The organism is Methanocella arvoryzae MRE50 (assembly GCF_000063445.1).
Taxonomy (GTDB): domain Archaea; phylum Halobacteriota; class Methanocellia; order Methanocellales; family Methanocellaceae; genus Methanocella_A; species Methanocella_A arvoryzae.
The window spans coordinates 37,271-59,502 of the sequence record NC_009464.1; the positions used below are offsets into that span (position 1 = coordinate 37,271).

The 22,232-nt window shown below is 53.8% G+C and carries 18 protein-coding genes and 2 tRNA genes; 10 read left to right on the forward strand and 10 right to left on the reverse strand.

Going from position 1 to position 22,232, the window contains the following annotated elements; translation table 11 throughout:
• The first annotated feature begins 256 nt into the window (after nt 1-256).
• The 3 genes from RCI_RS00180 to RCI_RS00190 all read left to right on the forward strand — a co-directional run bounded on the left by RCI_RS00180 (nt 257) and on the right by RCI_RS00190 (nt 3,412).
• A complete protein-coding gene (locus RCI_RS00180) occupies nt 257-1,558 on the forward strand; it encodes a phenylacetate--CoA ligase family protein (RefSeq protein ID WP_012034362.1) in 1,302 nt (433 codons plus the stop codon).
• A gap of 92 nt (nt 1,559-1,650) precedes the next feature.
• On the forward strand, nt 1,651-2,952 hold the full coding sequence (locus RCI_RS00185; RefSeq protein WP_048198825.1) for a phenylacetate--CoA ligase family protein: 1,302 nt from the start codon (nt 1,651-1,653) through the stop codon (nt 2,950-2,952).
• A 25-nt stretch (nt 2,953-2,977) separates the two neighbouring features.
• The gene (locus RCI_RS00190) at nt 2,978-3,412 is read left to right on the forward strand and encodes an ACT domain-containing protein (protein WP_012034364.1); all 435 of its coding nucleotides are present in this window, start codon (nt 2,978-2,980) and stop codon (nt 3,410-3,412) included.
• A gap of 450 nt (nt 3,413-3,862) precedes the next feature.
• Here RCI_RS00190 and RCI_RS00195 read toward each other — a convergent pair whose 3' ends face one another.
• On the reverse strand, nt 3,863-4,837 hold the full coding sequence (locus tag RCI_RS00195) for a YkgJ family cysteine cluster protein (RefSeq protein ID WP_081477253.1): 975 nt from the start codon (nt 4,835-4,837) through the stop codon (nt 3,863-3,865).
• 291 nt (nt 4,838-5,128) lie between these two features.
• Here RCI_RS00195 and RCI_RS00205 point away from each other — a divergent pair, with 291 nt between their 5' ends.
• A complete protein-coding gene (locus RCI_RS00205; RefSeq protein ID WP_148266446.1) occupies nt 5,129-5,986 on the forward strand; it encodes a hypothetical protein in 858 nt (285 codons plus the stop codon).
• A 32-nt stretch (nt 5,987-6,018) separates the two neighbouring features.
• Here the strand turns inward: RCI_RS00205 and RCI_RS00210 are convergent, their stop codons facing one another.
• The 6 genes from RCI_RS00210 to RCI_RS00230 form a co-directional block, all read right to left on the reverse strand.
• A complete protein-coding gene (locus tag RCI_RS00210; protein WP_012034368.1) occupies nt 6,019-7,269 on the reverse strand; it encodes a phenylacetate--CoA ligase family protein in 1,251 nt (416 codons plus the stop codon).
• A gap of 618 nt (nt 7,270-7,887) precedes the next feature.
• Nucleotides 7,888-8,256 carry a DNA mismatch repair protein gene (locus tag RCI_RS17290; RefSeq protein WP_012034369.1) on the reverse strand — a complete coding sequence of 123 codons (369 nt, stop codon included), beginning with the start codon at nt 8,254-8,256 and terminating at the stop codon, nt 7,888-7,890.
• 41 nt (nt 8,257-8,297) lie between these two features.
• The gene (locus tag RCI_RS00215; protein ID WP_012034370.1) at nt 8,298-9,995 is read right to left on the reverse strand and encodes a helix-hairpin-helix domain-containing protein; all 1,698 of its coding nucleotides are present in this window, start codon (nt 9,993-9,995) and stop codon (nt 8,298-8,300) included.
• Between the two features lie 114 nt (nt 9,996-10,109).
• Entirely contained in the window at nt 10,110-10,808 is a 699-nt protein-coding gene (locus tag RCI_RS00220) for an AIM24 family protein (RefSeq protein WP_012034371.1), read from the reverse strand.
• A 117-nt stretch (nt 10,809-10,925) separates the two neighbouring features.
• On the reverse strand, nt 10,926-13,166 hold the full coding sequence (locus RCI_RS00225) for a DEAD/DEAH box helicase (RefSeq protein ID WP_012034372.1): 2,241 nt from the start codon (nt 13,164-13,166) through the stop codon (nt 10,926-10,928).
• On the reverse strand, nt 13,153-14,133 hold the full coding sequence (locus RCI_RS00230; RefSeq protein WP_012034373.1) for a ribonuclease H-like domain-containing protein: 981 nt from the start codon (nt 14,131-14,133) through the stop codon (nt 13,153-13,155). Before RCI_RS00230 ends, RCI_RS00225 begins: the two co-directional genes overlap by 14 nt.
• A gap of 317 nt (nt 14,134-14,450) precedes the next feature.
• Here RCI_RS00230 and RCI_RS00235 point away from each other — a divergent pair.
• A tRNA-Val gene (locus RCI_RS00235) sits at nt 14,451-14,524 on the forward strand.
• A gap of 389 nt (nt 14,525-14,913) precedes the next feature.
• Here RCI_RS00235 and thsA read toward each other — a convergent pair.
• The 3 genes from thsA to RCI_RS00250 all read right to left on the reverse strand — a co-directional run bounded on the left by thsA (nt 14,914) and on the right by RCI_RS00250 (nt 17,604).
• Entirely contained in the window at nt 14,914-16,563 is a 1,650-nt protein-coding gene (gene thsA, locus RCI_RS00240) for a thermosome subunit alpha (protein ID WP_012034374.1), read from the reverse strand.
• 142 nt (nt 16,564-16,705) lie between these two features.
• Nucleotides 16,706-17,152 carry a hypothetical protein gene (locus RCI_RS00245; protein WP_012034375.1) on the reverse strand — a complete coding sequence of 149 codons (447 nt, stop codon included), beginning with the start codon at nt 17,150-17,152 and terminating at the stop codon, nt 16,706-16,708.
• 89 nt (nt 17,153-17,241) lie between these two features.
• Nucleotides 17,242-17,604, reverse strand: coding sequence for a hypothetical protein (locus RCI_RS00250; protein WP_012034376.1), 363 nt, complete (start codon nt 17,602-17,604; stop codon nt 17,242-17,244).
• A 299-nt stretch (nt 17,605-17,903) separates the two neighbouring features.
• Between RCI_RS00250 and RCI_RS00255 the strand changes: the two genes are divergently transcribed.
• The 5 genes from RCI_RS00255 to RCI_RS00275 all read left to right on the forward strand — a co-directional run bounded on the left by RCI_RS00255 (nt 17,904) and on the right by RCI_RS00275 (nt 22,229).
• A tRNA-Gln gene (locus tag RCI_RS00255) sits at nt 17,904-17,976 on the forward strand.
• Between the two features lie 195 nt (nt 17,977-18,171).
• Nucleotides 18,172-19,053, forward strand: coding sequence for a hypothetical protein (locus RCI_RS00260; RefSeq protein WP_158308833.1), 882 nt, complete (start codon nt 18,172-18,174; stop codon nt 19,051-19,053).
• Nucleotides 19,054-19,235: 182 nt separating this feature from the next.
• The gene (locus tag RCI_RS17595; RefSeq protein WP_048197721.1) at nt 19,236-19,415 is read left to right on the forward strand and encodes a DUF2795 domain-containing protein; all 180 of its coding nucleotides are present in this window, start codon (nt 19,236-19,238) and stop codon (nt 19,413-19,415) included.
• A gap of 241 nt (nt 19,416-19,656) precedes the next feature.
• A complete protein-coding gene (locus RCI_RS00270; protein WP_012034378.1) occupies nt 19,657-20,868 on the forward strand; it encodes a phosphoglycerate kinase in 1,212 nt (403 codons plus the stop codon).
• 161 nt (nt 20,869-21,029) lie between these two features.
• Nucleotides 21,030-22,229 (forward strand): mechanosensitive ion channel family protein, encoded by a 1,200-nt coding sequence (locus tag RCI_RS00275; RefSeq protein ID WP_148266448.1) that lies wholly within the window; start codon nt 21,030-21,032, stop codon nt 22,227-22,229.
• The last annotated feature ends 3 nt before the right edge of the window (nt 22,230-22,232 follow it).

Sequence of the window (22,232 nt, forward strand, 5' to 3'; positions counted from 1 at the left end):
GTATCAATCTGTGAAATCTGTGTGGTTTGGCACAGCGCAGCGTTCGTATTGCTGCCTCACCATACACGAGTAATCAGAGAACGCGCAGCACAGCGTTCGCGTACGTTCGAGGGTTCCTGAGAAATGGCATATCCCAGTCACCCTGTTGTATAGAGAGTAGCCAGAATTAATCAACTTCAGACCATAGCATATCTTTATATGCTACGCAGTGTTATAGGATAGCATACGACACAGTAACAGATACTGGGGTTAGCATATGGAATACTGGCAGCCGAAAATTGAAACAATGCCACGCAAGGATTTACAGGAGCTACAGCTGAAGCGGCTTAAGAAGACCGCCCGTGCCGTTTTTAACAATGTGCCGATGTATCAGCAGCGCTTTGCCGACGCAGGAGTCAAGCCGTCGGACATCAAAACTATCGACGATCTTAGAAAATTACCGTTCACTAAAAAAACCGACCTGCGGGAGAATTATCCCTTCGGCCTGTTTGCAGTGCCGATGAGCAAGATCAACCGTATTCATGCCTCTTCAGGCACCAGCGGAAAATCCACCGTTGTCGGTTATACAAAGAAGGACCTGGAAGTCTGGGCAGACCTGATGGCCCGGTGCTTCTTCATGGCGGGTGTCAGGCCCGGCGATACTTTCCAGAATGCCGCCAACTATGGCCTTTTTACCGGCGGACTGGGCATTCATGCGGGCGCAGAGCGGCTGGGCTGCTCCGTCGTGCCAAGCGGTACGGGCAGCACCCAGAAGCAGATCGAGATGATACAGGACTTCGGGGTAAAAGCCATGCACTGTACCCCCTCCTATGCTTTGTACATCGCCGAGACCTGCAAGAAGATGGGAATAGAACCGGGCACTCTGCCCCTAAAGATCGGGCTGTTCGGCGCGGAGCCGTGGTCGGCTAACACCCGCCGTGAGCTGGAAAAAGCCTTCGGGATCAAGGCTTACGACTCTTATGGCTTATCAGAGATGATGGGCCCGGGCGTAGCCTTCGAATGCGTGGAGCAGGATGGCCTGCACATCTGGGAAGACGCCTTCATCGTGGAAGTCCTGGACAAAAACGGAGAGCAGTGCGCTCCCGGTGAGAAAGGCGAGCTAGTGTTGACGACTCTGTGTAAAGAGGCGCTGCCCCTTATCAGGTACAGGACCGGCGACATCACATCTCTTATGGAAGACGAGTGCCCGTGCGGCAGGACTGCCGTCAAGATCTCCAAATTCTACGGGAGAGTGGACGACATGCTGATCATCCGGGGCCTGAACGTGTTCCCCAGCCAGATCGAGCACGTGCTCATGGACATGCCAGAAGTAGGCGAATACTTCCAGGTAGTCCTGGAGCGGGTCAACCACATGGACGAGATGACGGTGAAGGTAGAGATGAGCGACAAAGCCTTCTCCGGCGAGCTTGGCGACCTTCAGAAGGTGACCGGCTCGGTGGCGAAGAAGCTGAAAGAGACGCTCAACCTCAGGACTAAAGTCGTGCTGGTCGAGCGGGGCAGCCTGCCGAGAGTTGAAGGGAAGAGCAAGAAGGTCCTGGATCTGCGGACAAGCATATGACAGCCAGGTCAACCGAAGTACGGACAATCACGTTACAGGTCTATAAATAGCAGGCTGTCATTTTATAATAGAGAGGTTACTGAATGGCATCAATGCTGGATTTCTGGAACTCCCGCATAGAGAGGGCTCCACTTGAAGAGCTGCAGGAAATACAGCTCAGGAAATTAAAATCACTGGTAGATAACGTGTACAGGAACTCTGCGTTCTACCGGCAGAGGTTCGACGAGGCGGGTGTTAAGCCGGAAATGATCAAAAGCCTCGACGACATCGTAAAGCTACCGTTCACCTATAAAAAAGACCTGCGTGACAACTACCCGACCAAAATGTTCTCGGCCCCGCTGAGCCAGGTCGTCAGGTACCACGCCTCGTCCGGCACCACCGGCAAGCCCACTGTAGTCGGCTACACCCGGGGCGACATCGAGTGCTGGAGCACTTCCCTCGCCAGGGCCTTTACGTCCTGCGGCCTGGGCCACGGCGACGTCATGATCGTGAGCTACGGCTACGGCCTGTTTACAGGCGGCCTGGGCGCTCACTACGGCGCAGAGGAAGTCGGCGCCAGTGTCATCCCCATGGGTGTGGGCAACACTCAGCGCCAGATCGAGCTGATGCAGGACCTGCATGCCACTGCGATCGCCTGTACTCCCTCCTATCTGCTCCACATGAACGAGACTGCGAAAGCGATGGGCATCAGCATCAAGAAAGATACCGATCTCAGGATGGCCTTCCTGGGCGCCGAGCCATGGTCTCTGGAGACCCGGGCCAGGATCGAGAAGAGCATGGGCATCAAGGCTTACGACATCTACGGCACGTCCGAGCTTTCCGGCCCGCTGTTCACCGAGTGCAAATGCCAGGACGGCATCCACGTCTGGGCCGACCACTTCCTGCTGGAAGTGATCGACAAGAACGGCGACCCTGTGCCCGAGGGCAAGAAAGGCGAACTCGTCGTGACCACCCTCTCCAAGGAAGCGCTGCCTCTCATACGCTACCGCGTGGGAGATACGACCATCCTCAACAACCAGGAATGCGAATGTGGCCGCACCCACCCGAGGATCATGCGCATCATGGGCCGTACGGACGACATGCTGATCATCCGGGGCATCAACGTCTTCCCCAGCCAGATCGAGTCCGTGCTCATGACCATACCCGAGGTAGGCGAGCACTTCCAGATCATCGCGGACAGAAAAGGCGAGCTGGACGAGCTCACCGTCAGGGTGGAAGTCACGAAAACGGCGTTCAGCGACAAGCTGGCAGATCTCATGAAGCTGGAGCAGAAGGTCGGTTACGAGCTGCAGAAAGTGCTCAACCTCTCCACAAAGATCGAGCTTGTAGAGACGGGCACGTTGCCGAGATCCCAGGGCAAATCACAGAAGGTCATCGACAGAAGAAAGATATAATATTTTTAAAATCGGAGTATCTATTATGAAGGGGACGATCAAGCAGATATCTCTCTTTGCAGAGAATAAGCCCGGCAGGCTGGCGAAGATCGCAGAGTCGCTGAGCAAGGCTGAGATCAACATCCGGGCGTTCACCATCGCAGAGGCGGGCGACTTCGGAGTCATCCGGATGGTCGTCGACGACCCGGACAGAGCTTATAAAAACCTTCAGGGGCAGGGCTTCGCCGTGTCCGAGACCGACGTTATCGCCGTAGAGATGAAAGACATCCCCGGCGGCCTGCACGAGATCGCCAACTCGCTCGGCAGCGGCGGCGTCAACATCGACTACGCATACGCCTTCGTCACCAGGTCCGGCCTGGCGCTGCTCATCTTAAGAGTCGATGACATACCTGCTGCGCAGAGAGTTCTCCGGCTGGCAAAAGTACGCCTGGTCACCGACGAAGAGATCAGCAAAATCTAATGCCGCATGATGCGGCCCTTCTTTTTAGACTAAGCAATACGAATGCTGTGCTGTGCGCTCTCTGGTTACTCCTGTGTGGTGAGACTGCGAGTGGAACGCTGCGCTGTGCTAGTCCTCACAGATTTCACGGATTGAAACAGAATCCACAGATTTCTAATGGATAGCACAGATGACGACGGATTGCACAGATAATCTATAAAATGTATTCTGATCGACTATCTTATGGTTGCTATCGGTGATCGAATAGTGTTAGCGTATTCCTTTTGTGCTATCGTGTAGTTATCTGTGGATTCTGCAGAGGAATCTGTGGAATCAATCGGAATCTGTGGCATCTGTGAGGATTGGCACAGCGCAGCGTTCGTTTTGCTGTCTCGGGGAGTCTGCACAATCAGTCAAGGCATAGCGCAGCGTTCGGAAACGTTTACCGGCTCAGATGCAACATTCTCCTGACTATAAGATGCCTTCAGTACACCTGACAACCAGCTTTCTCTGACCATCGCTTAACATGATCGGCAACCGGTGATCTCTGACGATGTCGCCAAGGCATGGGGTCTCGATCGTGAAAGCGGCAAGGTAAGCGGTCTGTTCCGACTCGACGGCTAGCGCAAAAATGCCTGTCTCTCCGTACTTTGCCCACAAGAACTGGGCATCGTCGGCAGTATCTGGAAATTCCTGGCAGAGTACCATTATGCCCGGCTCACCGGCCACGAACGTAGCCCTGACGCCGCTGGTCTTGAGGACCTTTTCGTCCATCATACAGGCCTCGATATAGGTTACCAGGTACCGGTACAGGATGTCCCGCTCGGCGCCAGCCAGCGTCGCCAGGTCTGCCTCTCCGCCCGTGTGGAACTGGCGTAAGGTTCCGTACTTCTTTCCGATGGAGATGTAGAGCGGAAGATCGCCTTGCCGATAATCTGCGAGGCGGGCCAGGAATTCTACCTTGTCTGAATCGATATCCTCGTGGGACATGAAGTACTGCCTGTCAGTGTCCTCCCTGATGCGGAACCTGATGGTCTCTTCCAGGTTCGGCGCCAGTATTCCATGATCCGGCAAATCCCAGACGCCGCACTTTGAGAGCCCCGTTCCTTTGACTGCCGTGTCCTTCAGGCACGCTTTCAGCCGGTCGGTCGTGATAAACCCGTCAGGGTCGGGAAAGATGCTGCATACAGCGGGCTTGAACGTATGGACGATACAACGGTCATCCTTCAGGAAGGGGCACTCCCCTGCCAGCCCTCTCAAAAACATGCCTCTACGGCTATCGTGGGTTGTAATAACGCAGTATTCCCGCATAGCTTCGTCAATACCAATCCCCAGGCCATGGGCGAGCATTACCAGATCGCTCGAGGTGACCGGATATAGCGCGTGTTTACGGCAGCAGTCGCCGCATTGCTTGCAGAAAAACTCGATGGTGTGAGACGAAACCATATCGGTTCGGCATATGTGATATGGTTGATATAAAGTTTGCCAGCCTTTTCCCACGATTGGCCCGGCTCTGATTGTGATTAACGTTTTAGCCAGAGTCGAAATCGCTTATATCATCCTGGTCAGGCTTAGTGGTTTCTTTGCTTTCAGCGCTTGTAAAGCCAGAGCCGAAGGCTTTATGGGACGCACTTTTTACCGCCGCCGAAGGCGACTTCCACCGACATTTCGGTGGCTTGCTGTTATTGGTCCAAAGGACCAATAACAGCTACAATGTATTGAGATGAGGGTGGTACCGTGAGAAAACCAATAGTCATCACTATGTCACTTGTGATAGCCGGGATGATGATCGCTTCGGCAAGCGCGTTCTCTTTCCCGTCCGGGCTGTCTTCGATGAGCCTGCCCCAGCTGAGCTCACCTGCAATGTCGTCGAACCTTGGCGCTATTAGCGCGCCTGTGACAAGCTCGCAGGTATCTACTCCTTCGACTCCGTTTGGCAGCAGCAACTGGGGCTTGAATAACCTGCAGTTTTTCCAGCCGTCCAGGGCGACGGCTCAGCCGCCAGGAAGCAGCGGACTGGGTATTCCTGCATCTGACGTGGGGCCTATCCTGCAGTTGATGTCTCAGCTACCGTCACCAGAGCAGCTCCAGCAGTATCAAAACCCGACTCCGACGCCGGCTCCTGTAAACACGTTCACGAGCATATCCCAGGAGATACCGGCTGATCAGGTGATCTTCCTGGAAGTCTCCAAGAACATCGTGTTTATCGATGCTTCTGCTCAGGGATTCAAAGTTCCGACGGTTACGATGAACTACCAGTATGACGATAAGAACAAGAAGCTGCTCCTGAAGAACAAGGGCGGTACCGACATCAGCGGCGCGAAGATCATCGTAGGCTATACGAGACAGGATGACAGGGACAGCACCTATCTGTTCGACTACAACATCGGCAGCGTCCCGTACGACGATATCCCAATAGTGTTCACGGGGTCTGACGGCCGGGTATCCATCATTCTGAACGGCACCCAGAAGGACCTGATGCCAGGTGAGAAAGCCGAACTGACGACACAGGGGAACAATTTGATGACCACGATCACTGTGTCTAACTTCGGCCTGGTACCGAAGTCGAACATCGAGCTGAAAGACAAGCTATAAAATCAGGGGCCTTTATAGGCCCTTTCTTTTCTTTAATATTGCCGCTCGTCGATGAGCCGCTTTGTCTTCTTTTCCTGCCTCGGAAGCGTCCCTACCGGCACGAATTCCAGCTCCGGCTTGAGACCCATAAGGGTGGAAGTGAGTTCTCTGGATAGCATGGCGGCCATCTCTTTCGTCGGCCTGTCTGTCTCTACTTTGATGTACAGCGAATCCATGGAGCCCGTATCGTTGCGCCTGGCATAAGCATACCACTCGTTGTTGATGTCCGGGTGCTTCATGAGCACCGACTCGATCTGCCCGGGGAAGACGTTGACGCCTCTGACGATGACCATGTCGTCAGTACGCCCATGCACCCTGTCGATGATTCTGTGTGTCAGGCCGCAGGAGCATTCGCCTATCAGCTTGCTTAGATCCCTCGTCCTGTACCTGATAAGCGGCATGCCTTCCTTGGTGAGCGGAGTCAGCACGATTTCGCCTCTCTCGCCTTCGTCGCAGGGCTCGCCTCTCTTATCCAGGATTTCCAGGATAAAGTGGTCTTCCCAGATATGGATGCCCTCATGCTGCTTACAGTCGATGCCCACGCCGGGGCCGCACATTTCTGACAGGCCGTAGATGTCGAACGCGTCGAAGCCGAAGGTCCCCTCGATTGTCTTCCGCATAGCGTTAGACCAGTGCTCTGCACCGAAGACGCCGATTCGCAGGCCGAGATCTTTCGGGTCCATGCCCAGTTCCTGGCAGACCTCTGCAATGCGCAGGGAATACGTCACTGTGCTGCCGAGTACTGTAGTACCGAAGTCCTTCATCATCTCGATCTGCTTGCGAGTATCGCCAGGCCCGATCGGGATGACCATACAGCCCAGTTCTTCGCCGCCATAGTGGAAGCCCAGGCCGCCCGTAAACAGGCCATAGCCTGGAGTCACCTGCATTATGTCTTCACGGGTGACGCCTGTGACTTCGAGGCACCTGGCGAACATGCTGGCCCACGTGTAGACATCATTTTTCGTGTAAAAGACTGCCGTAGGCTTGCCGGTAGTGCCAGACGAGGCGTGCATCCGCACTATTTCATTTCTCGGCGCAGATAGAAGGCCATAAGGATAATTATCCCTGATGTCAGCTTTATCCGTCATCGGGAGCTTGCCGATGTCTTCAATGCCTCGGATGTCAGACGGCTTGAGGCCCAGCTCGTCGAACTTTCGCCGGTAAAAAGCATTGTTGTCGTATACTCGCCTGACCACAGACCGCAGCCTTCTGGACTGAAGCTCCTCCAGATCCTTGCGGGGCATCCGGAGGCTATCCGATACAGCATATGCAGAATGACCGTTAATCTTGGGAATATACGAGCTCACGACAGGCCTCCAATGTATATGATTGTACAATATTGTATATCTATATCTATTAATACCTTTCGAGATAATGTCATCGGTAGACTAAAAAGCTTACTATGTCTTCGCTCGGCTCTCTGGTTGCCCGGATTCAGCGAGACAGCAAGACGAACGCTGCGCTGTGCTGGGACACAGATTTAACAGATTGTACAGATTGCACAGATGAACACAATAGATAAATAGGTAAGGGCTGCCTTTACCAGTCTGATTCGACGATCATCTGTGTCAATCTGTATAATCTGTGCAATCTGTGACCCTGGCACAGCGCAGCGATCGTCATCGGATCGCCCGCATCGGACGCCTGCCCTGGCAGGCGTCCTGGCGGGCGAACTAGGAGATAAGATCGTACTGTTTCTCTAATAAGGATAATTAGTTCCTTATGGTATATTGAAAATGAATTATATGACAGCTTGAAAGGCGCAAGGGCGTAAAGTACAATTTTAATCATCTTTGCGTCTTAGCGCCCTTGCGCCTTTGCGATATAAAAACAAGGCCGCTCGGGGCCGAAAGTCTATGTGGCTATTTCTTGCCCTTGAACTTTTGCAGCAGCCGGCCGTAGAACTCTTTTTGGTCGCCGTCCGATGTCCTTGTCAGCCGCTCGACAATGAGCTCTGGCGTGCTTTTGGCGAGATAGTTGTACCTCGGCGTCCTGTCGACAATTAAGTTCAAATTCTGGTCGAGGCCTTTGGCTTCAATACCATCCACGCGTACCGCACACTGGGTATTCTCAAGGATCTGCTCGGCGAGGTGGCTGACGAAGACTGCTATGCTGCCGTCGTTATCGTGCAGCGTCTCCAGGATGCCGGCGATGATCTTCGCCGATGCGCCGGGCTCAGTTATGGATTCGAGCTCGTCGACCAGGACAACTTTATTGCTGTCGGAGATCACTCTGGCGAAGTCTTTGATAGTGGTCTCGAAGGCGCCGGCGGTCAGGGTTCCTTTGGATTTGCTGAAGTGAGCAGCTGATCAGTCAGCCCTATCTCAGCGGAGTCGGCAGGCACCGGGAAGCCCATGTGGGACAGCACGATGATCTGGGCGAGCATGTCGAGCATGGTAGTCTTACCGCCCGAGTTTACGCCGCTTAACAGCACAATGCGCTCGCCTTTGGTCTCGGGCGTCTTCGTTCCGACTGCGTAGGAGACCGGTTCAGCCTTCTGCGCCCCGATGAAGATGTTCCGGCCGCCAGTGATTGTGACACCCGCCTTCTTCGTCATCTTCGGCATCCTGAGCGCATAGTCGGCGGAGAATAATCCGATCGCGTAATAGGTGTCGAACTCAAGGACGTCCCGGATCATGTCTTTGCAGACCGACTCATACTTAGCGAGGCGCTTTGCGCTCGCCCTCTTCATGTCGAGGCTGCGCTTGATCAGTTGCCTGTTTATGGCGTTCCTGAAGCTTTCGGTTCCCCGGTAGTTGATCTCGATCGGATAGACGATCTCGTCCTTAAAAATGAGGTCGACGTGCTGCATCTCGAAGGGCTTGAGCTGAAGCTCGTTCTTCATGCTTTCCTTAGCTTCAGCCACGACTTCTGCGTAATTCTTGGCCACTTCCTTTTCGAGCATGCTCTTCAGGCTCTCGGTATTGCTGCCGAACATGTTCAGGAGCTGGGAGCCCTTGAGGGTGACCGTGTTCTTCTCCATTCGCTCGCTCAGGTCTGCATTTGCCTTTTTCAGCGTCGCCTGCAGAACCTCGTTGAACCGCTTCAGGATGTCCTTCAGCCGGTCGAGCTCCTGATCGACGCCCAGCGCGAGCTCGCCGTCGGGACTGATGTTGGCGAGCTCTGTCGAGAGTTCCGAGAGCTTCGCATCGTCAGCATACTGGCATATGGGGAAGTCCGATTTGCTCCTGATCAGCCTGATCGATTCTATTGCCGCTTCAATGGGTTCCTTGTTGACCGCGAAGTAGCTGATAGTGATCTCCGGCACCAGCCACCACAGGTCCCCGGGGTTGTCCGCGAACTCTAAGCTGAGATCTTCCGGGTAGTCTGCGCCGGTCAGCTTGCTCCCCACGACCAGCACCTGGGCGTAGCCCCGGGCAAGATCAACAAGCTCTCCAGGGCTGGACACCATGTTTACTTCCATGTACCGGTCAATCTGCAGGCTCAGAATTTTCTCGTAGTCCTTCTTATTATCGACAAAGACGGCCCTGTCTCTAGACTTCTGGACGTTGGCCGGCCTCTTCAGGTACCTGATCTTCTTCAGCGAGCTGTCCAGGGCTGCTTCTCTGGAGAGTTTGCCCGCCAGTGCGACGTAGTCTTTCAGTAAAGCCTGAGTAGCCTTGATCTTATCGGCTTTAGCCGACGGAAAGGGGATGTAGGTGCTGATTCTCGAGCGTGAATACTGAGTATGGGAGTAAGACCTGATTAGGCCGATGACCCGCTCGTAGACGTTCATCGCTTCCGGGGTCTGCAGGAAATCATCGATCGATACGCCGTCCTGGTGGGCGATAATCTGGTGGATGATCGAGACCGCATACTTTTCGCTGATGCCAGGAACTTCTGCCAGGCTGGCTACGTCCCGCCTGTTCAGGATCTCCAGCGCCTGCTCTTCAGAGCCGAAATGCTCGACAAGCTTTGCAGCTATCTTTTCCCCAATCCCCGGGTACCCTGTCAGTTCGCTCACGTGCATAAAATGCTCCAGCAGTATAATAACCGTTGAGCAAGCATGGTGAAAGTATTCTACAAATAGTTATCCGTAAAAAGAAAGGGCGGGCCGGACGGTAATCCGGCTGACGCTAAGGGTCTAAGAGCTGCTCGAGGTCGAGTAGTAGACTTCCTCGTAAGGCTGGACTACTACAAAACCATCGCCGCGGAAGACCAGCTGGAAAGTCTCGCCACTGCCCCTGCCTATGAGCGACCTGAAATTGATATTAGCGGTGAGCTCCGGGTTGAGGTTCTGAGACCATGCGACTGTTGCGTTAGGATCTGTGACGACCGGCTGGTCCGGGGTAACCCGGAGCGTAAGGGGCTCGCCTTCAGTGGTGATGGCGATCATGCCGGTGCCTTCCAGCCTCATGTTGAACAGGCCGCCGGCAGCCATCGTAGCGATCCTGCGCATCATCGTGATGTCCCATTTGATGGTGGGCTCGAAAGCCAGCACGTCGTTGCCGTTGACGTAGATTGCCTGGTTCTCGAGGTGCAGGATAGCGATCCGCTTGCCCTGGTCTGCGACGTACACCTTGCCGGCACCGGAAGCCTTCATCAGGGTCGTGCCTTCGCCGGTTAGCGCCTTTTTCAGGAATTTGTCGAAGCCGTGCTCCATCATACCCTCGCGCTCGAACTTCACGTTGCCCTTATAGGCAATCATGGAACCCATCTTCATCCACACCAGGCCGTTCAGGTTGACCTCCAGGGTGCGAGAGTTCTCTAACTCAAACAGGCCCTCGCCTTTATCTTTCTGGGCGGTCTCCTGAAGGAACTGATCTAAAGAATACCTTGACATAACTCCTCCACCAATTTTAATGCCCTACATCAGGGCTTATAATATAAGCATTTGCTCTGAGATTAAATAATTAATCTATGGTGCATAGCCGGGAAGAGGAGCATATAATTCAGTAAGTTATTCTACAATCGATCTGAGAATTTTCAGTGCAGTCTCCTTATCCAGCGGAGCATTCTTGTTGCCGCACTTGGGGGAGTAGATACAGGCCGGGCAGCCGTCCTCGCATTCGCAGTCACGGATCATCTCCAGCGTGGCTTTTGCCAGCTCCGGGAAGATCTCGTAGCACTTCTCGGCGATGCCGATGCCTCCTTCGTACCCGTCATAAACAAAGATCGTGGGCATACCGGTATCGGGGTGCAGGGGCGTAGACAGGCCGCCCAGGTCCCACCTGTCACACAGCGCATAAACTGGAGCCATGGCGATCATGCCATGCTCTACCGCATGGATGCCACCGTCGAAGTCTTTCCCCTGCTCCAGCAGCTGCTCCTGGTACTTCGGCGACAGGGTGAACCAGACGGCCACCGATTCGAAGACCTGCGGGGGCAGGTCCAGCGGGAAGTAGCCGACCAGCTTTTCATATCGCCGGACTGCATACTCGTAATACTGTTCGGTGACAGTGACGTCGCCCACCGAGACCGTGATGCCGTTGACAGTCTTGTGGCTCCGCTCAGACTTTATTCTTACATCCGACAGCTTCAGGGCCTCGGTATAGTAGTCCACGTTCTGCCGTCTGGCCTTTGCTACTCCGAGGTTCAGGTCGAGGCTCTCGATCAGGTATGTCTCGCCCTGGTGGAGGAGGACAGCACCCTCATGCGCTTCTGAGCACGCCCTCGCCACTTCCAGCGTCTCGAGCACCCGCCCGTCGCATATCACATTCACCGCCCGGCTGGAGATATTGTTGAGGCTCACAATCTCTGATGGGCTCTTAGCCCCGCCGTACACGTATCCTCTCGGCGTATTCCTGAGCAGCCCCGAGGAGGCCATCGCCTCGATGATATCGGATATGTCCCCGAAATAGAGTGAGTCGTTAGCTGTTAGCGGCATTTCAGCCGAGGCACATATGAGGTGCCCCATGAGGATGTACGGGTTGTGCAGGTTAATGATCGCCTCTTCGCTCTTCCCTCCGAAAAAGCGGTCCGGGTGCTTCATATAGAACTGGTCGATCGGGTCGTCGAAGGCGACCAGTGTGATAAGCGCATCGTCCCGGCCACGGCCCGCCCGGCCCGCCTGCTGCCAGGTCGAGATTCGGGTACCCGGATAGCCCGAGATGATCACAGAGTCCAGCGAGCCTATGTCGATGCCGACTTCGAGGGCGTTAGTCGAGGTGACAGCTCGCAGTCTGCCGTTCTTCAGGTCGTCCTCGATCTTGCGCCGGTCTTCGGGAAGGTAGCCGGCCCTGTATGGCATAATCTCATTCCTGTACAGGCCATTCTCCCTGTCTCTCGCCCACATGGCGATCAGCTCCGCCATTCTCCTCGATTTAGTAAAGCAGAGCGTCTGCAGGCCGTGGTCAAGCTGTTTCGTGATGAGGCCGGCCGTTTCCTGGTGAGTAGAGGCTCGCTGATTGCCGATGACGGGCGGGTTCCAGAACACGAAACGCTTTTTCCCTCTGCCCGAGCCATCCCTGGATACGACTGTAAAGTCCTTGCCTGTGAGCTTCTTCGAGTGCTCTTCCGGATTCGAAATCGTCGCAGATGACAGGATGAACTGAGGATCGGAACCGTACCTTTTCAGGACTCGCAGCAGCCGCCGTAGCAGCATTGCTACGCTGGAGCCGAATACGCCCCGGTACATGTGTGCCTCGTCTATGATGATGTATTTGAGGCCGGAGAAAAATTTTCGCCACCGGTCATTCCAGGCTAAATAGCGGTGAATTGCATATGGGTTACTGACGATGATGCGAGACTTGTCCCTGATGGTAGTCCGGGCAGACTGAGGCGTATCGCCGTCGTAGGTTGCCGGCATGGCTCTGGTACCCAGCGCTTCATCCATGCGCCGCAAGGTCTTGAGCTGATCGTTGGACAGCGCCTTCATCGGGTACAAATAGAGCGCGGTCGCCCTCTTGTCCTCCAGCAGTGCCTGAAATACCGGGATGTTGAACGCCAGCGTTTTACCGGAAGCCGTTGGGGTACTGACGATCACGTTCTTCCCGTCGAGGGCGAGATCAATGGCCTTTGCCTGGTGAGTGTACAGCCTGATCTTTTCCCCGTCGAGATATGCCCGGAGCCTGTCATCCAGGATGTGGTTGACGTCGTCGTACTGGGGCTCCCTGGCGTCGATCTCCTCCAGGTGGACGATCTGCCCTTCGTAGTCGTCCGAAGCCCTGATCTCTCTGATGAACTCGTCAACGGCAGACATGGTAGCAGTTGCACTCCTCGTCGCAGATGCGGGTAAAAATGTTGGCCAGCGTGATCATATCCTGTTTGTTGTGCTCCACAATCGGCACCAGCGGGCCGGGGTTGTTCTTATTCAGGTACGCCTCGTAGAATTCCGGCACCATGGCGCCCGGCACGTCATCCTGTCTGTCTTTACCATACAGATGCTTTTCGATGGTGACCAGCCGGGCATCCGGGACTTTATCCTTGAAGACACGCCTGGAGAAGTGCAGCATGTCGAAGTGAACGTTCTCAAGCTCCCCGGGCATGTCATAAAACCACCGGCGCTGGTTGACGTATGGTACGTCGAACGACCTGCCGTTGTACGACAGGATGGGCCCGTCCGAGACTTTAGCGCAGAACTCCTCTATAGCAGCGGCCTCCTCCTCGACGCTCCGGGCGAGATACTGCACCGTGTGAATCTGATTATCCCTCACATATGCGGCTCCGAACAGGATGATCGGCCGGGAGAACAGCCCCAGAGTTTCTATGTCTATGACCGTGAGCCTCTCCATATCCGTGTATGCGGTCACGTACAGGTTCAGCGGGTGAGACTTCGGCAGCCACTTCCAGATCTCCTGCTGAATCGAGGCCGGATCGCCGGCGTCCACAAGCTCGACGAACTCAAGGGCCTTTTTGCCCCACCGGGGATGGCTGATCAGGTCCTCGATCGTCTCGTGTCCCTCCGCCTTCAGCTTAGCTTCTTTCTCAGGTCCGATCCCGTGTAATAGCCTTAACTGGGACAGCAGCGCCTGCCTCGCATCATCACCCCTGATGTGGGCCTGGCGGCATTCCGACTTGCTGCTGATCGCATAGCATTCCCCGAACTCGTTTGATACAGGCTTGCCAGGAATTGCCTGCTCAAGGGACACACCACTGTAAAGGTCCAGATACTTCTTCTTGACTTCCAGCCCTCTTTCGAAGTCGTCATCGTACAGCCACGATGGCATAAAGTCGTCTTCGGGCGCATCGTCAGCCTCAGCTATGACCTCGTACTCTCTCCGGGCCTCTTCCCTCGACTTCAGCCGGCCGGCGATATCAGTGAGCCTGTCGTACGTATGCGGTACCTCATAACACTAAATACCATCCTGTTTTATAGCTTTTGTAGTGAGCGCACTGAAACTAACGTATAAGAGTATCCGGGGTATGGCGGGCTTTATAAATGACATTGGGCTCGCTCGAAACCTTTATATGTAATATAGGTATAGTATAGGTCGCACAATGCGTACGCACAAAGCGAACGCATAGTGTTGTTGGATAAAGCGATGGGCCCGTGGTCTAGCTGGTTATGACGTCGCCTTGACATGGCGGAGGCCATGAGTTCGAATCTCATCGGGCCCACTCATCGTTTTCTTGTTTTTAAGTTTTCTGGATTGTGTACCTTTCGGTATCAGTGTCGAGTTGAAAAATTGAATGGGCTCGGCCCCGAGAGGCCTCGGTTTTAATTCGCAAAAGCACAGGGGCGCAACGGCGCAAAGGGATCTCTGAATAATCTTTGCGCCTTTGCGTCGTTGTGACTTTGCGAATTAAATTCAAGGCGGCCTGGCGCCGAAACACATTCACATACTCATTTCTATCGAATTTCGATCTGTAACCGGGGTACAGCACAGCAATCGTATATGTTCGCGCTTTAATAGACTGCACTTGAAACATATCAGAAGCTGAGTCGTCACTCGGTGGAGACAAACGTGGAAAAATAAGAAAAAGGTATAAGAATGTAAGGTCTGGCCTTACATTCCCATGCCGCCCATTCCGGGTGGCATTCCTGGGGGCATGCCGCCGCCCGGTGCGCCGCCGGAGAGCTTGGAGGCTGCGAGGACGTCGTCGATCCTCATGATCATGACGGCTACCTCTGCGGCGCCGCTGATGCCCTGGGTCTTGACCCGGAGCGGCTCGATTACGCCGATCTTCTTCATGTCTACGGCTTCGCCGGTGAAGACGTTGATGCCCGCGGTCTTCAGGGCGCCCTTGCCTTCGTGCTTGCTGCGCAGGCTGACGAGAGTGTCGATCGGGTCCAGGCCTGCGTTCTCTGCGAGGGTCCTCGGAATGACTTCCATAGCCTCTGCGAACGCCTCGATAGCCAGCTGTTCCCTGCCACCGACGGTAGAGGCAAACTCCTTGAGCCGGAGCGCGAGCTCGACTTCAGTTGAGCCGCCGCCAGAGACATACTTCTTGTCCTGTACAACCGTACCGACCGCCCTGAGTGCGTCATGGATCGCCCTGTCGAGTTCGTCTACTACGTGCTCGGTGCTGCCTTTCAGGATGAAGGAGACTGCTTTGGGGTTCTTGCACTTCTCGACGAAGATCATGTTCTCGTCGCCGATCTTGCGCTCTTCCACGAGGCCTGCTGCGCCCAGGTCATCCTTGCTCAGCTCATCGATGCTGGTGCTGACTTTAGCACCGGTTGCCTTTGCCAGTAGCTTGAGGTCGGACTCCTTCACTCTGCGGGCTGCCATAATGCCAGCCTTAGCGAGGTAGTGCTGGACGAGGTCGTCAACGCCCTTCTGGCAGAACACGACGTTTGCGCCGACCTTCTTGATCTTCTGGACCATGTCCTTGAGCATCTTCTCTTCCTGGTCGAGGAAGCTCTGAAGCTGATCAGGTGTCGTAATTCCGATCTTGGCGTCTATCTCGGTCTTCTGGATCTCAAGCGCAGTGTCGAGGAGCGCAATCTTTGCGTTCTTGACGGTCTTCGGCATGTTCGGGTGGATGCGTTCCTTGTCGATGACCAGGCCCTGGATTAATTCGGAGTCGCCGATGGAGCCGCCGACTTTCTTCTCGACCTTGATGTCGTCCACGTTGACTTTGCCGTTCTCGTCGACGACTGCCTTGACAGACTTGACAATGAGGTCTGCGAGCTTATCGCCCACGAACTCCGGGCTCTTGCCGGTCATGGCGGTGATCGCGAACTTCTTGAGCAGCTCTTCATCCTTGATGGTCACCGGGTAGGCGAGTGAGTTCAGTACCTCAATTGCCTTCGAGGCTGCCTGCCTGTAACCCGTTGTGATGACTGTCGGGTGGATGTCCATGTCTAAAAGGTCTTCAGCCTTCTTGAGCAGTTCGCCTGCGATAATGACGGCGGTGGTGGTGCCGTCGCCGACCTCATTGTCCTGGGTCTTGGCGATCTCAACGATCATCTTGGCTGCAGGGTGCTCGATGTCCATTTCCTTAAGAATGGTGACGCCGTCGTTCGTGATGATGACGTCGCCCGTCGAGTCTACGAGCATCTTGTCCATGCCCTTCGGGCCCAGCGTGGTCCTGACCGCCTCAGCCACGGCTCTCGCGGCCATGAGGTTCATTCCCTGAGCGTCCCGGCCCCTTGTCCTGCTGGAGCCTTCTTTCATAATTATGTATTGGGGATTGCCTTGTTGTTGTACCATAATTTTCAACCGCCGTTACTTGTAATACTGATTAAAAAGTACCCGAAAAAAGTACCAGTTAAAAAGTATATATTAAAACGATAATCGGCTAAACTCCTTACTGCTCTAGTTTAAGAGTTCTATATATAACTTGTGACAGAGCTCACCTTTTGGACCAGCTGGCCCCGAACTGTATTCTGTACAGAACCTCCCGGTCCTCTTCAGACATCTCGTCCTCAGAGCAGAAGACGTACAGGCAGGTCGGGCTACGGAACTCTCTCGGCAATACGCACCCTATGCCAGGCCGCATGAAGCCTGTCTGAGCGTCGAAGTACCCGGCCATTGCCCGCACTGAAGCCTCGTCCAGCGCCGGCCCCTCCTTGCGCCAGTAGCCGAAACCGACCGCGCACTGGTGGCAGCACCCGCCTCCGCCGAGCAGCATGCCCTTGCAGATGCCGTTGCGGAAATCGCAGTCGTAGTCGATAGTTTCGGTGCGCTTTGCCAGCTTTTTATAAGTTTCAAGATCATAGCCCCTGACACGGGCTTCTTCTGTGGGCACGATCTGGATATTCAGCTCTTTAAGGTAGACTAAAAGCTCCTCGTAGTCCATTAGCCTTCACCTGCTTGAATGACGTCGCAGGCTAAGAGGGGCTTTTTCAAATATTAAGAAATCGCTAGCTGCCCTGACAACTTCTGAGTTCACCGGGAGCTGTTTTTAAAGATGATGTAATATTTCCCGAAGTTCCCGTCTGCGGCCTGGAAGGGCTTTACTACAGACCTGCTGAAGATATCCTCCGGATCGGCGTCCGGAAAGAGCTTCGCAACTCGCGCCTTATCGTACTCAGGATCATGCACCAGCGTGCCCACAGGTATCACGTGGGTAGTGATGTTCTCGTCGATTCTGTACCCGTGAGAGCACTGCTCTTCGATGATCTGCTGCAAAAGAGAGTATGGATTGCTGATTCGGAACTTGGATAATACGGCTATGCTGAGTATTGTCTTCTCCTGGTCAGCAGACGGTACTTTTGGTCTATTGCCGAAGATATTATCGAGGATTCCCATACTATCACCAGCTGTTAGATCAACTTCTCCTGATCCCCTGCCTCAACCCCCCGAGGATTATTTTGTCCTCATTGCCAGTTCCGGGGCAAATTTGCCCTAATTTTATTTAATAAGTAGTAGTACTTAAATCTATTCTTGATAAAACGGTGAATTTATGGTCCTCTGGCATTTAATCGGCTGGATATCGACCGGTTACCGTTATGCAGGAGGGCTGCCGATAAAATTGTTCTCGAAAAACTTTAAATAATCAGAAAGGCATAAAGCGGCACGAACAAGTGCCCTTCGGCAAATCTCAGAACAGTCCCATGGGGTAGAGGTCAATCCTGCTGGACTTTGGATCCGGCGACACCGGTTCGAATCCGGTTGGGACTATCAGTTTTAAAAATCATGGTTTTGTCTCTGATGCAAGGCTCGAGTCTCGAACCCGTCTCAACCTTAAATGAATCTCCCTCCGGAGTCAAATCAGCAGTCGCTGCCATCGGCAAGCATCAGGACAGTGTCCCGGTCCCGGAAAAGCCCGTCAAATTATCCTTGTATCTCCGTACCGCCTTAGACATGGCCGGCTATGTGGTAGAACTCCCTCTCAGATGGAAAACCATGGACCTCAAGCCCTACCTGCCTATTTACACGAAGATCGGCTACGGAATTATGCTGAATGCCATTACCGACCTGTGGCTTTTGACATCCGGCGTCGACCGGAAAAAGTTTGACCCCGGCTCTATAGTCGTCGTAAAGCATTTCATCGGCTACATGAACACGATGGACGATTACCTCGACGCGCCCGAAAACAAGCACAAGCAGCGCCCTTCTTTACGTTTTACAAAAGGTGACGAATTGTGGGAGCGGAGAAAAGAGATGTTCGGGTCTATCGAGCACTACGACGTTCCCAGACAAAAGAAAATTAAGCGTGCGATCTGCGCATCTGCCGACAGGCTATTGTCTGCTTTTGTCCGCTTCAGAAGCCTTAATGCTATCGGCTTCGACGACGCGCTCCATATCCGGGAGGAGACTGCCGGGGAGCTGTGCAGGGTGACGGCCGAGCTGTTCAACGTGATCCACGACGTCCCTTCGGACCGGGCAAGAGCTGTCGAAACCGCTTTCTGGAACGTCGGCATGGTCCTGCAGGTGCACGATGACGTCGGGGACATCTGTAAGGATGATCGAGAAGGGTTTGGCGAGAACATGGTGTTGCAGCTTCTCAACCAGCGGCCAGAGGAGAAAGCCCGGCTGATGGGGGCTATAGCACATAAGAAAAATTGTCCGTTTAGTAAGATAGAGCGTTATGCACCAGAGACTGCGAGGGCGGCCAGAGAGCTACAGGACCGCTACATGGCAGCAATTCCCGATACAGGCGGGTTCGAAAGGATCAGGTGCTTACTTGACCTTACCGTATCTATGCGCGGGAGATCTGCCGCACTGCGCTCGATAATAGATAAAATGGAGCTGTAGCGCGAGTGGATACAACAATATATAATTCCGCTTTATATTCGAGTACGCACGTTCAATTCGCCGTCTTCGTGGATCTTTTTTATGTCCGCTTATGACAAGAGTGACCCTGCAATATTAGAAAAAACGGGAATGCCAGGGGTGTGTGAGCCTCCAGAGCTTCTGGCATCCGGAATGGTGGCAATATGGTATCAGTAAAAGATGTATCCAGAGCGATGAGGGGGATGTGTTTTCCCGCAGATAAGAAAACGTGCGTCGAGTGGGCAAAAGCACACAATGCAACCGCAGAAGTAGTACAGGCGCTGGAGCATATGCCGGCAAACCGGTTCAGAAATATGTCTGAAATCTGGTATATGATCGGTTAGGTAAGCGACCATCCTCCAGTACTTTTTTTGAATAACCTACTCCTGATTCCGGTTTTATCTCGTGCGGTTCGAGGCCCTATTGTATCTAGCGATCGTATGTACAAGTGCTCAGTCCTTTACCTGCTGTAAATATGTATTTGTCCCTGTTTATAAGTGCTGAACTCAGAATCAGGCCGTATTTGCTGCTTTTTACGTCTGTTAATTTGAATATTCGGCTCATCGAAAAGGCTAGGGGATTGAAATGCCGATTAAGACCGTGAATGATATCGATGTCACCTCAAAAAGAGTCCTCCTGAGAGTGGACTTTAACGTGCCGATGGAGAAGAGCGGAGGGGGTATCAGGGACGATACTCGTATCCGGGTTTGCCTGCCGACGATCAGGTACCTGCTTGATCATCATGCAAAAGTCATTATCTGCTCTCATTTAGGACGGCCAAAGGGTAAGATCGACGAAACATTAAGGATGACACCAGTGGCCAGGCGATTATCTGAGCTACTGGGTCAGCCTGTCAAGTCCTTGAAAGAGTGCGTCGGCCCCGAAGTCGAGAAAGTAGTTTCCTCCATGAATGATGGAGACGTAGTGCTCCTGGAAAATTTGCGGTTCTACCCGGGGGAGGAGAAGAATGATCCCGAGTTCGCAAAAGGCCTGGCAAGGCTGGCCGATGTTTTCGTCAACGACGCGTTCGGAGCGAGCCACAGGGCTCACGCCTCAGTCGTGGGTGTCACAAACTATCTCCCGTCGGTCGCCGGTTTCCTCATGGAAAAGGAAGTGACTTCCCTCGGCGGCCTGCTCGAGAAGCCTGAAAGGCCCTTTGCCGCCGTGATCGGCGGAGCAAAAGTCAGCGATAAGCTGGACGTACTGGATAATATTGTTCCAGACGTTGATGTGCTGATCATCGGCGGAGGCATGACTGCCACCTTCCTGAAGAGCCGGGGCAACCGGGTCGGCAAGTCACTGGTAGAGGACGACAAGATACAATACGTAAGAGATCTGTCCGAACAGGCGAAGTCCCACGACGTCAGGCTACTATTGCCGACAGATGTGGTCGTTTCGCCCAGCCTGGACGGCACCTCCGAGTCCAGGACTGTATCAGTCAGTGACATACCTGACGGCTGGTTCATCGGGGATATCGGCCCGCAGACTATCGCAGAGTACACCGGTGCGTTAAGTGGCTGTAAAACGGTCTTCTGGAATGGGCCAATGGGCGTATTCGAAGTAGAGCAGTTTGCTACGGGGACCAGAGAAATTGCCAGCACGATCGCAAGGCTCGACGCAGTCAAAGTAGTCGGCGGGGGCTCTACTGTCGAGGCCGTGACCCGGCTGGGCGTGGCAGATCAGATGACACATGTCTCCACCGGCGGCGGAGCCACTCTCGAGTTCATCTCGGGCAAGCAGTTGCCGGGCGTCAAAGCGCTGGAGGAAAACCGGCTGGAAGTACCTGCTGTCAGATAAATAGATCACCAGGCCATCTGCCTGCCTACCTGCATGCCGGGCAGCAACCGCGGATCCGGCCCTGTCATCTTTTCTTTATGTGATCCTGTTAATCGATTACCTCAATATCGCCCGCTATACATCACTAGTTTTAAGTATCATCATGTTCATCATAGTACCCGATGAGCGGTAACTCCTCAGCGGTGTTGAACATTTCTTATATGGCCGGCATCGAGCAGCAGCTCATGGTGGCTACGGGGTTCAGCAAACTATATACAGATATACTGCTGGCGGTTATACTGCTACTCGCTTCAGTCTTGCTGGCAAAAGCGGTCAATTATTTCATAAAGAGCATAGCGCCTTATATAGTCTCGAAGACTGAGACGACGCTGGATGACGAGATCATCGAGGCCGTTAATGGTCCTCTGCAATATTTCATCATCGTAATGGGCATCTATGTCTCACTTCTCACCATCGAATCCCTCTCAGGGGTGTTTAATTTCTGGATCGACAGGCTGTTGCTCGTGGCCGTAATCTTCATAGCAGCCTATCTGTTAGCCAACCTCGTCAACGCGCTGCTCAACTGGTACCGTAATGACATCGCCCCGAAAACTGACTCTGACTTCGATGACTCTTTCATACCGTTCCTGCAAAAAGTCGCGTGGGCTGTCATTTCCATCATCTCCCTGCTCGTGGCGCTGGAGCAGCTGCACATCATCGAAATAACTCCTCTGATCACCGGGCTGGGAATCGTCGGAGTAGCTGTAGCTCTTGCCGCCAAAGAGCTTTTATCCAACTTTTTCGGCTCAGTAGCCATCCTCAGCGACAGGCCTTACAAAGTAGGCGACCGGGTGAACATCCAGGGCACAGACTCGGGCGACGTCATCGAGATAGGCCTACGGAGCACTAAAATACGCACAGTCGATAACCGGTTTATCATCGTGCCTAACACCAAAATCGCCAACTCCAGAGTAATGAACTATTCACAGCCGGACACCCATTCTGTCTTCGAGATAAAAGTAGGCGTATCCTACGATGCCGACATCGGCAAGGCGGCGAAAATCATGAAAGAGATCGCCCTTGCAACTGATGGTGTACTGGGGGATCCTGCACCCACCGTACACGTGACCGAGCTGGGTGACTCCGCGGTAAAGCTGTTGATGCTGGTGCCTGTCGAAAACTTCCGAAAAAGCTGGGAAATCCCTGACAGGATCTACCGCCAGATACTCAAGCAGTTCGAAGCCGAGGGCATAGAGATCCCCTACCCGATACAGACAGTACTGGTCAAAAAAGTCCAGCCGGACCGCAGCGTACAACCGCAGACTGTCAGCCCCATCCAACAAAATGCTGATATTGCAATAATCAATAAAGGTGAAAATTAACTG